The sequence below is a fragment of the Salinicoccus sp. Marseille-QA3875 genome (assembly GCF_054950095.1).
This window is the reverse complement of record NZ_CM143103.1, coordinates 335,387-348,906: the sequence shown is the minus strand read 5'-3', so window position 1 is coordinate 348,906 and position 13,520 is coordinate 335,387. Positions and strand designations below refer to the sequence as shown.

Annotated in this window: 14 protein-coding genes; 9 read left to right on the top strand and 5 right to left on the bottom strand. The window is 42.7% G+C overall.

The features are described 5' to 3' along the window. Window positions 1-17: 17 nt before the first annotated feature. From ACY8DT_RS01950 to ACY8DT_RS01925, 6 genes are all read left to right on the top strand, one after another. Window positions 18-1,034: a C-terminal binding protein gene (locus ACY8DT_RS01950; protein WP_462421267.1), complete on the top strand. Its 1,017-nt coding sequence runs from the start codon at window positions 18-20 to the stop codon at window positions 1,032-1,034. 10 nt (window positions 1,035-1,044) lie between these two features. After that, window positions 1,045-1,722, top strand: coding sequence for an RraA family protein (locus ACY8DT_RS01945; protein ID WP_462421266.1), 678 nt, complete (start codon window positions 1,045-1,047; stop codon window positions 1,720-1,722). Between the two features lie 147 nt (window positions 1,723-1,869). Beyond that, window positions 1,870-3,081, top strand: coding sequence for a multidrug effflux MFS transporter (locus ACY8DT_RS01940; protein WP_462421265.1), 1,212 nt, complete (start codon window positions 1,870-1,872; stop codon window positions 3,079-3,081). Window positions 3,082-3,280: 199 nt separating this feature from the next. Next, entirely contained in the window at window positions 3,281-3,763 is a 483-nt protein-coding gene (locus tag ACY8DT_RS01935; RefSeq protein ID WP_462421264.1) for an RrF2 family transcriptional regulator, read from the top strand. A gap of 23 nt (window positions 3,764-3,786) precedes the next feature. Next, the gene (locus tag ACY8DT_RS01930; RefSeq protein ID WP_462421263.1) at window positions 3,787-4,761 is read left to right on the top strand and encodes an LLM class oxidoreductase; all 975 of its coding nucleotides are present in this window, start codon (window positions 3,787-3,789) and stop codon (window positions 4,759-4,761) included. 14 nt (window positions 4,762-4,775) lie between these two features. Then, window positions 4,776-5,000, top strand: a complete 225-nt coding sequence (locus tag ACY8DT_RS01925) for a DUF896 domain-containing protein (RefSeq protein ID WP_462421262.1) — start codon at window positions 4,776-4,778, stop codon at window positions 4,998-5,000. Between the two features lie 90 nt (window positions 5,001-5,090). On the opposite strand, the gene ACY8DT_RS01920 is transcribed toward ACY8DT_RS01925, so the two are convergent. Both ACY8DT_RS01920 and ACY8DT_RS01915 read right to left on the bottom strand, forming a co-directional pair. Then, complete coding sequence (locus tag ACY8DT_RS01920; RefSeq protein ID WP_462421261.1) at window positions 5,091-6,875, bottom strand: cation:proton antiporter; 1,785 nt, start codon at window positions 6,873-6,875, stop codon at window positions 5,091-5,093. A 131-nt stretch (window positions 6,876-7,006) separates the two neighbouring features. Further along, window positions 7,007-9,568: a CBS domain-containing protein gene (locus ACY8DT_RS01915; RefSeq protein ID WP_462421260.1), complete on the bottom strand. Its 2,562-nt coding sequence runs from the start codon at window positions 9,566-9,568 to the stop codon at window positions 7,007-7,009. Between the two features lie 242 nt (window positions 9,569-9,810). Between ACY8DT_RS01915 and ACY8DT_RS01910 the strand changes: the two genes are divergently transcribed. The 3 genes from ACY8DT_RS01910 (at window position 9,811) to ACY8DT_RS01900 (ending at window position 11,090) form a co-directional block, all read left to right on the top strand. Continuing rightward, on the top strand, window positions 9,811-10,152 hold the full coding sequence (locus ACY8DT_RS01910) for a toxin-antitoxin system HicB family antitoxin (RefSeq protein WP_462421259.1): 342 nt from the start codon (window positions 9,811-9,813) through the stop codon (window positions 10,150-10,152). Window positions 10,153-10,271: 119 nt separating this feature from the next. After that, the gene (locus ACY8DT_RS01905; RefSeq protein ID WP_462421258.1) at window positions 10,272-10,916 is read left to right on the top strand and encodes a putative periplasmic lipoprotein; all 645 of its coding nucleotides are present in this window, start codon (window positions 10,272-10,274) and stop codon (window positions 10,914-10,916) included. Between the two features lie 30 nt (window positions 10,917-10,946). Further along, window positions 10,947-11,090, top strand: coding sequence for a hypothetical protein (locus ACY8DT_RS01900; protein ID WP_462421257.1), 144 nt, complete (start codon window positions 10,947-10,949; stop codon window positions 11,088-11,090). Window positions 11,091-11,242: 152 nt separating this feature from the next. Here the strand turns inward: ACY8DT_RS01900 and ACY8DT_RS01895 are convergent, their stop codons facing one another. From ACY8DT_RS01895 to ACY8DT_RS01885, 3 genes are all read right to left on the bottom strand, one after another. After that, window positions 11,243-11,320, bottom strand: a complete 78-nt coding sequence (locus ACY8DT_RS01895) for a putative holin-like toxin (protein ID WP_462422205.1) — start codon at window positions 11,318-11,320, stop codon at window positions 11,243-11,245. A 283-nt stretch (window positions 11,321-11,603) separates the two neighbouring features. Beyond that, a complete protein-coding gene (locus tag ACY8DT_RS01890; RefSeq protein ID WP_462421256.1) occupies window positions 11,604-12,581 on the bottom strand; it encodes a M23 family metallopeptidase in 978 nt (325 codons plus the stop codon). A 222-nt stretch (window positions 12,582-12,803) separates the two neighbouring features. After that, window positions 12,804-13,430, bottom strand: coding sequence for an SDR family oxidoreductase (locus ACY8DT_RS01885; RefSeq protein WP_462421255.1), 627 nt, complete (start codon window positions 13,428-13,430; stop codon window positions 12,804-12,806). Window positions 13,431-13,520 lie beyond the last annotated feature (90 nt).

Genomic DNA, 13,520 nt, shown 5'->3' with positions numbered 1-13,520 from the left:
GAAAAGGAGTTAATGTTATGAAGAAAGCAGTTGTTGTAGACAAAAACTATGGCAGTGTCACATATGATGAATTGACAATGCTGAAAGATAAATTTAAAAAAGTTGGAATAGAACTAGAGTTACAACATTATGATACAGAAGATGAGATCATTGATGGAGTAGCCGATGCCGATGCGATACTGGGAACTGGAAACCCACCAATCAGTCAAAGAGTCCTTGATTCTGCACCGAATCTGAAACTCGTACAAAGGTTTGGAATCGGTGTTAACTCCATCGATTTGGATACTGCAAGTAACAACAACACGGCGATATTGAATATGCCGGGATTTTGTACAGAAGAGCTGGCTGCACATGCGACCTCATTTATATTGGGCTTGACTAGAAATACTTCTTACTATGATAGAAAAATCAGGGCAGGCGAATGGCCAAAAGCACAGTATTTCATACCTAAATCCATACCGAAAATGACAATTGGCCTTTATGGATTTGGTGGTTCTGCTCAGGAACTATATAAAATTTTTAGACATGGATTCAATTCAAGAGTGATTACTTGCGATCCATTTTTTCCTGAAAAACTTCAGAAAGACTTTGATGTGCAATTTGTAGATTTCAATGAGTTACTTGAACAGTCAGATGTAATATCTATCCACGCACCATTGAATGATGAAACGAAGTATATGTTCAGTTATGATGCATTTGAAAAAATGAAATCTGATGCGATGATTATCAATATTGCGCGTGGACCACTAATTGATGAAGAAGCTTTAGTAGATGCATTACAGAAGAAAAAGATTAGATTTGCTGGATTGGATGTATTTGAAAACGAACCTCTGGATGAACATTCGGCATTAAAAGCAATGGATAATGTTCTGCTTACTAGCCATAGTGCTTTTTACGGTGATGGATCAAAAAGCAAACAACTGAACTGGGCGTTTGAATTAGTTAATGATGTTCTGAATAATAATACGATTGATAAAAGGTTTGTTGCGAATAGCGAAATACTTGATAAAAATACTGAATTCACTTTCAAATAGGAGAATGATTATGAAAAATATCGGATGTCGTATAGTAAAAGAATTTAATAGGCCGTCCAAAGATGTAGTCGATCTTTTTAAAAGACTTCCTGTTCCTAATATAGATGATTGTATGGGGAGGCTCGGAGCTGTTGCACCAGAAATCCGGCCTATGAATAAAGCTCCGCTTTTAGGGACAGCTTTCACTGTAAAGGTACCGGCAGGTGATAATCTGATGTTCCATAAAGCTATGGATATGGCTCAACCGGGGGATGTAATCGTGATAGATGCAGACGGTTATACTGAAAGAGCGATTTTAGGAGAAATCATGCTGAGTTATTGCAAGTCTCGGAAACTGGCAGGTGTGATTGTTGACGGGAGTATCAGAGATGCTGATGCACTGGAGCAGATGGATATTCCAGTATACGCTAGAGGCATTACCCCTGATGGCCCATACAAAAATGGTCCAGGTGAAATTAACACGACAGTGACTTTTGGTGGCAAAGTCGTCAAACCAGGAGATATCATTGTAGGAGATGCGGATGGGATAGTTATCATAGACCCTGACGATGCAAAAGATTTGGCTGAAAAGGCACGGAAAATTACTGATAAAGAAGTGGGTATCATGAAAAATATTGTCGAGAATGGGAAATATGAACGTCCATGGGTAGATGAGGTATTAAAAGATTTGCAGGTTGAATATATATAATGTTCAACTTAAAAAGAATGTTTTTCGAAACGAGAGTTCTAATCCATCAAAGGATTGGAACTTTTTTGTGCCATAGCAAGTAAAATAGGGGAGTGGTATACTTTTGATTGTTCCGTCTATAAATAATTTCAAGAAAAGGCTGCTGTCATGAATTCATCTATAAGTAATAAAAGTCATAATAAATATTGGATTGTCATCCTGCTCGGTGCATTGACCGCAATCGGTCCCTTATCGATGGATATGTATCTGCCGGCGCTTCCAGTAGTGGCGGACGATCTCAATACATCCGCTTCACTCGTACAGATGAGTCTGACGACATGTCTGATCGGCCTCGCAACGGGTCAGCTGATGTTCGGTCCGTTAAGTGATATCAGAGGCAGGAAGAAACCTTTGATTTTCAGTCTGGCCATCTATTCTGTCACATCATTGGCGCTTGCATTCACGACGACTATCGGGATTTTTATTCTGCTCCGTTTTATCCAGGGCTTCACTGGTGCAGCGGGGATTGTGATCGCACGCGCTGCAGCACGGGATATTTATTCGGGTAATGAATTGACCAAAGCATTCGCGCTGCTCGCACTCGTGAGCGGTGCGGCACCGATACTGGCACCGATATCCGGCGGCTTTGTGCTCAATTTCGGTTCATGGCCGGTCGTATTTTATATCATCGCCATGATCGGCATACTGCTTCTGTTATCAGTGATGTTTCTGTACAGTGAAACCCTTCCGGCTGAGGGCAGGTCTGAAGGAACAGTTTTTGCGGTGGTGAAAACATTTGGAGACCTGCTGAAAGATAAAGTGTTCCTTGGAATTTCATTTACACAAAGTCTGATCATGTCGGGCATGTTTGCTTATATCGCAGGCTCACCGTTCATCCTTCAAAATATTTATGAAGTGTCACCACAGCAATTTTCCCTGATATTTGCACTGAATGGCCTTGGGATCATCATCGCTGCACAGATTTCGGGGAGAATTGCGGCTAAGGTGGATGAAGTGAAGATCATGCTGTCCGGTGTACTGCTCTCACTGACCGGAAGTGTGCTGCTGATTATTGTGGTAGTCGGGGATTTATCTCTGCCTGTGATTATCATCGCTCTGTTCATGGTCGTTTCCAGTATCGGATTTGTGTCACCAACCGCATTTTCACTGGGACTTAAAAACCAGAAGAAGTCAGCGGGGAGCGCCTCGGCATTTTTGGGACTCCTTCCATTTATAGGCGGAGCGGTTGTTTCACCACTCGTCGGACTAGGCGGCGAACACATCGCATGGCCGCTCGCTCTCGTCACAATCATATGCAGCATATCTGCATTCGCTATTTTTATGGCATTCGTCTGGAGAAAAGAAGTTCAAAGTAATTAAATATATGGTCGACCACAGGAAACCGAAGTGTTTTCTGTGGTTTTCTTGTCTTGCAGGCACTCGTGAGTTTGGCGAGTGCCTGTTAAACCTTTCCAAGCACGGGTATTGACTGTTTAAACTTCGTCTGTTAATATAGTGAAAGCTAAACCGGACAATGATTATCCAGTTTAGAATGACATTATGAAAAGCGGTGTGAATGATGCAGATGAAAACTGGTGTGGAACAGTCGGTGTACGCGGTGCTGCTGCTTAATATGCTTCCGGAAAAAGCGGTTTTGCACAGTGAAGTGATCAGTGAACAGCTGGGTGCCTCGCCGACGTATTTTCAAAAGCTGCTGCGAAAGCTGGTCAGTGCGGATATCATCAAATCCGTACCCGGAGTTAAAGGCGGATTCAAGCTGAATAAGGCTCCTGAAGACATCAGGGTGTATGATATATATGTTGCGATTGAGGGTCAGCAGTCACTTTACAGTCCAAGCGGAATACTGGATGACATGCTGGAACTCGAAAAAGATGACAGATGCTGCGTCCTCGAGGAACTGATGGATGAAGCGGAAACTTCATGGAAGAAAGTATTGAAGCGGGAAACGATCGCTTCATTGTCTGAAGATATCGGCTCGAGACGTTTTACAGAAAATATAATCGATTTAAAAAAATGGGTTGAAGAGAAGATGGTTGTTTAACATACATAGAAAGAGGTGAAGATATGACTCAGTTTCAAAATCATAAAGGTTTCAAAAGAACATTCAAAGAAAATAAAATGACACTCGGCCTGATGTTTCCGCTGGAATCCTACACAGGCAGTTTTCCAGAGATGAATCTGGAAGAACAGGTCAGGCTGGCGAAAATGGCTGAAGATTATGGCTTCGCCTCATTATTCGTGAGGGATGCGCCGCTCTATGATCCGAACTTCGGAGATGTCGGCGGTCTGTATGACCCCTTCATGTTTCTCACTTACGTTGCGGCGCATACTAAAGAGATCGCACTCGGCACAGGCAGTATTGTGACAACTTTACGCCATCCGATTCATACGGCAAAATCAGCCGCGACACTGGAGAGCCTTTCCGGCCAACGGTTTTTATTCGGCGCAGCCAGCGGGGACCGGCCGATCGAATTTCCTGCTTTTAAAACAGACGTTGAAGATAAAGGTGAGTTGTTCAGGGAGTCCATTGAAGTGATGAAGCAGATGTGGGCTGAAGAATTTCCGAAAATCCAGTCGGAACGTGTGAACTTGACCGAGGGCGACGTGGTACCGAAGCCGGGGTTGGGCGGCATCCCTGTTTTTGGGACGGGATACAGTGGACAGAAGATGGAATGGCTGGCTGAAAATACTGACGGCTGGTTATTCTACCCGCAGGATCTGCAGGGTCAGAAAAAACTGGTGAATCAGTGGAGAGCAGCAACGAAGACATTCAAACCGTTCGCGCAGCCGCTTGCGATTGACCTGTCCGAACGGCCGGGTGAAACAGCGAAGCCGCTGCCGATCGGATTCAGGTCAGGACGCCACTTTTTAATCGATTATTTGAATGCATACCAGGAAGCGGGCGTGAATCATGTGATGATCGCCCTGAAGCAGAACAGCCGTCCAGCGGAAGAAGTCATCCAGGAACTGGGTGAGTATGTGGTCCCGAAGTTCCCGGCAATTATCGAACCTAAGTACAGCTTTTTAAATTTTAAATGAAATGAGGATATATGATGATAGTAGGATTGGATAGAATCAACGAGTTGGCAAAAATACAGAAAACAATCGGTTTGACCGATGCAGAAAAAGAAGAACAAAGCGTGTTAAGAGAAAATTATTTGAAGCAGATCAGAGGCCAGGTGCTTGATTCCTTTTCAGGAATGACTGTCGTAGACCCGCTGGGGAATGACGTCACTCCGGAAAAACTGAAAAGAGAACAGGAACTGGGTAATATATAATGTTGGAGTTGAAAACAGCCATCCACTTTCATATGTGGATGGCTGTTTTTGTTTGGAAAAGCTCAGGAATGGTGATTTTAACTTGATGAATCATTTCAAATATCTACCGGCGCCCTTTAATACTCCAAGTACGCTGCCATTCGAATTTTTCACTTTTGATGTCAGTACATTGAATGTAATCTTCTTATCTTTACTGATGTGGTAGAGCACAATATCATCATCATCGAGATTTTTACGTTCGGATGAAGGAATTTCGACAATTTCATTTTCCCTGATATATTTATTCAGCACTTTGTAGTTTAAATCTTCATTGAATAATATATGGTTCCGTTCCCAATCCTCTATGGTAGAGTGGGCATCTTTCGGCGGGGCGACAATATTCACGTTTTTAACCCCAAACTCTTCGCTGAGAACATTGAAGGCCAGGTTGTTGAACGTGAATGAACGCGTCAGGAGCAGACATTTGTCGAAACGGGTCATATCCTGGAACATGCGTTCAGACTCTGCAAGCAGACTGCCGGAAATCTTTTCGATGCCGTAATCTTCGATATTGTACCTTTGATTCGCAAGGACGTCGGACATTGCGACGGGAATATTATGTTTTTGAATTTTGATCGCAAGCTGTATCGCAAAATAACTTTCTCCGACAATGATGACACCCGGCGGCTTCCTGCTTGAAAGGTCGAGTGCTTTACTGAGCGGCTTGAAGCTGAAACCGTAGACGACCACTGTGATGAACACGAGTGCGAAAGTGACGGGAACAATCATTTCTGCCATGTCGGTATTCATCTCATTGAACAGACCGCCGAAAAATCCTGCAACAGTCAGTGCGACGATACCCCGCGGTGCGACACCACTGACGAACAATTTTTCGCGGATTGTGAGCTCGGTATTTATCGTCGATAACAGCACGGCAATCGGACGGACGACCAGGATCATGGCCAGGCAGAATAAAAGCACTTCCCAGGCGATGACGACACTCAGCATATCCATCGTCAGTGATGAAGTGATCAGGATGAATACAGTCGATACACTGATCATCGACAGATCATCAATGAAGTGGTTGGACTCCTGGAAGATAAGATGCTGATTTTTCAGCTGTGCCATGACGAAACCGAAGATCGTAATGGCTAAGAGCCCCGATTCATGGAGTATCGCGTCGCTGAGACTGAATATGATAATGATGAAAACAAACTGCATCGGTGTCATCAGATGCTGAGGCAGTATATCCGTCGTCAGCAAAACTCTGAACAACAATGCACCGCCGTAACCAAGAATGGCAGCAGCGGCAAATCCGATGACATAGTCCATGACGAGTTCCATCTGGAAACCGTCCGCTGCAAACTGGAATACATAAAATGCGAGCAGAGCAAGCATCGGACCGACAGGGTCCAGAATGATACTTTCCCAGCGCAGTATCGAATCAACGGAACGCTTCACTTTTGCCTGTTTCAATAACGGTTGGATGACTGTCGGTCCTGTAACGATGAAGAGACCGGACAAAACCAGTGAAATGGACAGCGGGAAACCGATGATGAAATACATCGCCAGTGTACCGAGCCCCCATCCGAGCAGTGCATTCAAGGTGAGGATTCTGCGCATTGCGATTGATATCCCTTTAAGTTCACGGGCATTCAAATTGCTGCTGCCTTCAAATAAAATGATGGCGACCGCAAGAGAGGTGACAGTGCTGAACAATTCACTGCCAAGCAGTTCCTCCGGGTTCGTCCAGCCGAATATCGGGCCGATCAACAGGCCGACAATGGACATTATTACTATTGGGGGAAACTTGACCAGTCCTGCCACCCATTGGCTGAGAATACCGAGACTGATGAAAATCGCAACAACGAGTAAAGTCGGTAAAGTAAAATCCATAGCGCACACCTCACTTTTATCTAGTTGATTAATATTATGTACTTTTAATTTATATAAGCCAAATCCGTATGTTAAAGTCTTATCAAGAAAAAAGCAAGGGATGAATTTACATCATCACCTTGCTTTTGAAATTATGAATCAAAATGTTTGTGCAGCCAGTCGACAGCCGCTTCTTTTGTTTTTATCTCTTCATTCAATATGGCGACGTCAAGTGCCATCAATATATCTTTAAAATGTCTGCCCGGCTTGAATCCCTGCTGAATGAGATCTTCCCCGGTCAGAAGCGGTGAAATATCATGTCGCTTTTCCAAGTAGGAAATGATCATTTCTTCATTTTTAAAATTTTCTTTTGATATGAAAAATAAAATCGCATCATCCGTATAATCTTTCAAGAAACGCTGAAAATCACCTACAGACGATATCTGTTCCCAGCCGTCAATCTGTGACAGATCACCGATGTCCTGGAGGAACTTTAAATTGTGCCTTGTCAGGGCGAATGTTCTGGCAAGATTCGTATTCCCGCTGTGATAGAAGGGGATGACGAAATAGTCGAACCAGCTGATTTTATTGCTGCGGAACTGTGAGTGCGTTTCATAGAGCATATCCAGCTGGTTGGCGTGGATGAAACTTGCTTCACGGCTGGCGTCATCAGTGCCGAACTGCTGCCAGAAATGCAGTTCGAACAATCTTCTTATCGTCTCCGGCGGTTTTTCATCTTTGAACATCCGCTTCATCTCTTCAACGATACGATGGGCCGATAAGTCTTTCATCCTCGCCATGGAGTTCAGTGCCAGACTTTCCGTCTGCTTATCCATCAGAAAGTTGAACCGTGTCTCAAAGCGCACCGCGCGGAGAATTCTTGTCGGGTCTTCGATAAAACTTAAGTTGTGCAGCACTTTGATCGTTTTGCTCCGGAGATCTGCCTGTCCTTTGAAAGGATCCACGAGATCACCGAAAATCTCAGGATTCAGACAGAGCGCCATCGAGTTGATGGTGAAATCCCGCCTGTATAAATCTTCATTCAAAGTGGACAGTTCAACGTCAGGCAGTGAAGCGGGGCGGTCGTAATATTCGACTCTCGCTGACGTGACATCTATGGATAATTTTGATGGATGGTTCCAAGTGGCCGTGCCGAAATTTTCATGGATTTTAACACTGCCACCGTAATCCGCCTGAAGATTGTTGGCAAATTCGATGCCGTTACCTTCAACGACGATATCGATATCTTCATTCGGCCGTTCCAGGAACAAATCTCTCACGATACCGCCGATCAGGTAGACAGGTACATGTGCACGTTCTGCTGTTCTGCTGATATCGTCCAGCATGGCGTAAGTACGGGCAGGCAACTGTTTTTTCATCTCATTCTTCAAATTTTTCACTTCCGGCTGCCGAAGTCCATCACTCAATTTCTGACTGTGCAGAACTTCGATGATATTCGTCCTTGTGACGATGCCGACCGGCTGTCCTTTTTCCATGACAGGCAGCCGTCCGATATTGTTATCTATAATCAGCTTCTGCATCTCTTCAATCGTTGTTTCAAGTTTGATTGTGACAGGGTTGCGGCTCATATATGCCTTGATGGGCGCATGGCCGAGACCGTGATGGTTGGCCTTGTCCAGGTCACGTCTTGTAATGATGCCGATCAGTCTGTCATCCTCGACGACAGGATACCCGGAATGACCGTAACGGTACATCAACCGGCCGGCTTCTTCGATTTTCGTATCCGGCGGGATTATTTTCACCGGACTGGTCATAATATCCTCTGCGGTAATTGCAGGTTTTAAAATCAGGTCGAGGTGACTTTTAACTTGTTCGACGATCTCATCAAGTCCGCTTTTACGGACAGTCGCAGATCCCGCCTGCGGATGTCCGCCGCCGTCAAATTTATGGAGCAGAGGAGTGAGATCGATCCTCTCTGAATTGCCGCGGCCGACGATGTGAACATTCTTTTCCATTTTGACGACCGTTACTACAGTGTCGGCACCGCTGATATCAAGAAGTTTATCCGTAATGGTTGAAAGCTCCCTCAAATACACATCGATCTGATATGAACTGACAATAAATTTCAAACCGTCTTTATAGTAGGTCTTTGCCTCACGGAACAGCTGATTCAGAAGGTTTTGCTGATCCGGAGTGAGTTTGTAATCCGCAAAACGCTGGATGATTTCCAGGTTCATATTGTTTTTCATCAGAAAACTCGCCGCCTGAAAATCCCGGTCCGTCGTGTTCGGAAATGTGAAAGACCCGGTATCCGTGTATATGCCGAGTCCGAAAAGCGTCGCTTCAAATGATGAGACCGGGATTCTCTGTTCAATCATTTCCTCGATGAATAAAGTCACTGTCGCACCGACCGGTTCCACGATCCTTGCATCTGCGTCGGCATCATTGCTTCCCGGCGGGTGGTGGTCATACACTGTAATATTCAATTTGGCCGGGTCCAGCTTCTTCTTATAGTTGCCGAGTCTTGAAAGTGAAGCGGTATCGACAAGAATCAGATCGCTTACCTCTTCCCAGTCGACCTGATGATCCTCGGCGAAATCAAAAGTATCTCTGTATATCGTTAAAAACTGTCTGACAGGTGCAGTCTGTTCATTCGGAATGACAACCCTTGCATCAGGATACAGCTTTTTCGCCGCTATCAAAGAAGCGAGCGCATCAAAATCAGTATTTACATGGGACATAATGATCTGCAAAGTAACCATCCTCGTTTAAATTATTTCTGTATATCAATGATGAATCATTTATGTTAATGATACAACAAAAGAGTGGGGATTTTATGATGATACATAATTATTTCTGAATTTTATTTAAAAGAATTTTAAAATTCTATATAAGTACCTTATGTGGTACCATTAGATAAATGATAGGGGGTGCATCATGGCATTAGTGTAGAAACTGTTTAGCCATGAATATTATGAATACAGCTGAAAAGAGTGTGTTAGAAGAATATCTTAAGAAACCTTACAATATTATCATTAAACCTGTATCGGATGAGGCTGGTAATTATTTTGCAGCAAGAGTATTAGAATTCGATGGTTGTATAGCAACCGGCGAGACTAAGGAAGAAGCACATAATAATATCTATGAAGTATTAGAAGGATTTATAGAAGATATGATAGAAGAAGCGGAAGAAATGCCTGAACCGATAAGTGACGGTGATTTCAGCGGCAACCTCCGTGTGCGCATGCCTAAAAGTCTGCATAAAAATTTGAGCCAGGCAGCTAAGCTCGAAGGTGTATCTTTAAACCAATATATCATTCATAAATTAAGTAAATAATGATGAGGATTATTATTTAGGACAGTCATCTTCAAGTGGAAGGTGGCTGTTTTCAATTTTACATAATGTTACAATTGCATCATCATATGAATTGATTTCTGAAACAAAAGGGGAGCAGAATGAAGAAAATCAGCATTTTATTGATGACAACAATTTCTCTTACTGCATGCAGTTTTGGCAATGATAACAAGGTTACTCTGATAGATCAGGAAGAAGACGAAGAAGTAGTGGTAATACAGAATGATTTGGGAAATCTTGTTTACGATTTTGAGTATGAAGCGAATGATGATGAATTTACCAATTTGAATATTTATATCGATCAATATGTCAATGGTGAAAAAGAGGGGACAGTCCTATCATTGACACAAAACCTGGCAGATATTGAAGAAGATGAAGGGGAGCTTGCATTCTTTTTAAATAATATCGTTCCTGAACATAGTGAGGGAGAAAGTATTGATTTTCAATTAGCCATCAATCAAAATGAAGATACAGTCGATTCATCGCTTACCGGTACTGATGTTGCAATCGATCCGGAATACGCTATCGCCTATGGCCCTCTATTGAGTGAAGATGGATATACTTTAACGGAAGATGAGGAAGTTGTGGCGGCAATGGTCGCTCTTAATGATGCTTCACGAATGCCGGTATTCGAACTGGAACCGGACATGCCATCAAATATTGATTTAGATGAGCATATAAATGAAATAGCTGGTGACGTGGATCTGTTGTATATTATGAAGATCCAGTTCACTGATGAAATTTAGTTTGTTAATGACAAAGAAGGGATGGTTTCGATGTTGAAGTCACAGTTGACCACATTCGTTTTAGTGGGAGGGTTGTTAGGGTTTGTTTTCGATGGCGTTATGATGGGAGCAGGCGCTGCAGCACTTGTTTTTATGGCATATAGGCTGGAAAATTATTTAGATTTGAAAAGTTAAAGTACTCTTATTTTCAATTGATGTTTATTTTCTTGAAATCGGGTATAATATAAGTGAAAAGAGCCCATGCTGACACATGGACTCTTGGCAGAACCGTTTTAGACGGTGACATGTTGCTATTTAAATAGCCATCATATCAAAAGTGTGGATGGCTATTTATTTTGCGATAATTTAATTATGGCAATCACTACAGTAATTAATGTGAGAATGAAAATTCCAAAACTCAACATCAACTGCAATGATTCCACAAAACTCATCACATCGGCTTTCCTTTCTAAAGATTTTACGGGCACTATCATAAGCACCACCTCTTTCATGAAGGATTTGCCACCATCACATTCACTTTTCTGCCTTTTTAATTATACCACCTGACGGCACATAAATATGTAAGTTTATAGATTTTGAAAAACTGTATTTAAGATAAATAATAGATATACCACAGATAACCCGTATGATTGAACCTCTTACTGTCGGTTCGATCTACGGGTTTTATTTTAATGATGGAGTGCTATTTCACCTCTTAAACCACTTGCTGACTGAATCTGAAATCGCAGTCATTATGGATGTATCATCAGATATTTTAGGTGCTTCCAAATCACCAGGATAGAATTTTTTATTACCTGATGTTTTGTTTACCAGGTCTCCTTGAGAGGGTTCACTGCCGTCCTCAAATCTGATTCTGAATGATTTTGCTCTGACGAGTCTTGCTTTGTCCATCACCTGAAAATGGATATGGGGTTCTGAAGAGTTGCCGGAATTCCCGCTTCTCCCGATGACCTGACCCTGCTGGACAATATCGCCTTCATCGACTTTGATGGATTCTTTTTTTAAATGGGCGATGACACTGTATTCCTTCGGTGCATGCTGAATGATGACATGATTTCCGGTCGGCCTTTTTTCATTCATCTTACCGGGCTCGTTATCTCTGATATGATTGACCACTTTGACCACCTTGCCGCCGGCAGGAGCGGTGACTTCTTTGTCGAAGGCATAATAACTTTCATTTTGTGTCGGATCACCCTGATGTGTTGTACCGTCTTTGATGATTAGGAGATCATACGCATATCTTTGAGAACCATACACATAATGGTAGTTGATGAACTCATTATCCCCGCCCCAGAAGACCATCCATTCTTCATTGATCGGCATGGAGTAGGAAATGTCAGAAACACTTTTACCATAATCCTGAAAAACGGTAAATGGCTTTATCGTCAGCATATGTATCATATCATCCGGCCCGAAGTAGACACTCAGAGCTTTCTTTCTCCTGTCATCCAGCCATAAATAATGTGTATGGTTTCCCAGATGGGAAATATGTTTTAAATGAAACTGATTGATATCTTTATTGAAATTTTCGACCATCTTTTCAAATTTATCGAGAGTGATGACCCCCTTAAGATCATCGATGAATTGACTGTAAATATTTTTGGGCGGCTTTTTTAAAAAAGCTTTCCCAAAATTATCAGGCTTTATCTTTTGATTCCCTTTCATATTAATACATTCCCCCTATAAATAATTTATATATCATTATACTTGTCCATGATGGAATAAAAAAGACGAATTGGAATATTCAATATCAGGCTGGTTAAAGTGGAGAGTTTTATTGGTCACTGGCGTGTCTGGTTGACCGGCAGCCTTCTTAACCTGAGTTATTAAAATAAAAATTCGCACGACATCCTAAAGTCAGGAGGTATCGTGCGAACATAGAAAATTTTATTTGAATAGATCTTCAACCGGTGTATCACCTTCGAGCAGTGTGTACACTTTATTCTCAGCTTTGTTCGAGTCAACAGACTGAACGATTACTGATGCCACATCTTCACGTTGAACGTTACCGAATTCCTGGTTCTCTTCCGACAGGCTGACCTTACCGGTGCCGCCTTCATTTTGCAGCATGCCCGGACGGATGATTGTATAATTAAGACCGGATGCTTTCAAATATTCGTCGGCACGGTGTTTGGCATACATATAATGCTTGATGTCTTTTTGTTCTTTAGGTGAATCTGCACCCATCGAACTGACAATGACAAAGTGCTTCACACCGGCATTTTTCGCGTTATCGACGGTTTCAATCGCACCTTCCTGGTCGATGACAAGCGTCATATCAGGGCCTGTGCTGCCGCCTGAACCTGCAGCAAATACCACTGTGTCGACACCTTCGAATGCGTGTGAGAAATCTTTTTCAAGGTCACCCAGCACAGTGTTGATTCCTTTATCTTTGAACTGCTTAGTCTGTTCTTCTTTACGCACCATTGCGACCGGGTCGTGTCCTTTATCTTTCAATTTTTCAACGACCTGATGGCCAATCTGTCCGTTTGCCCCAACTACAAGTACTTTCATGAATAAAATACCCTCCTTGATTAATCTCCTATCTATACCTTAAATGTCGGGGGTCTTAAACGTCTAAAACCGGAGAATCAACATTCATGG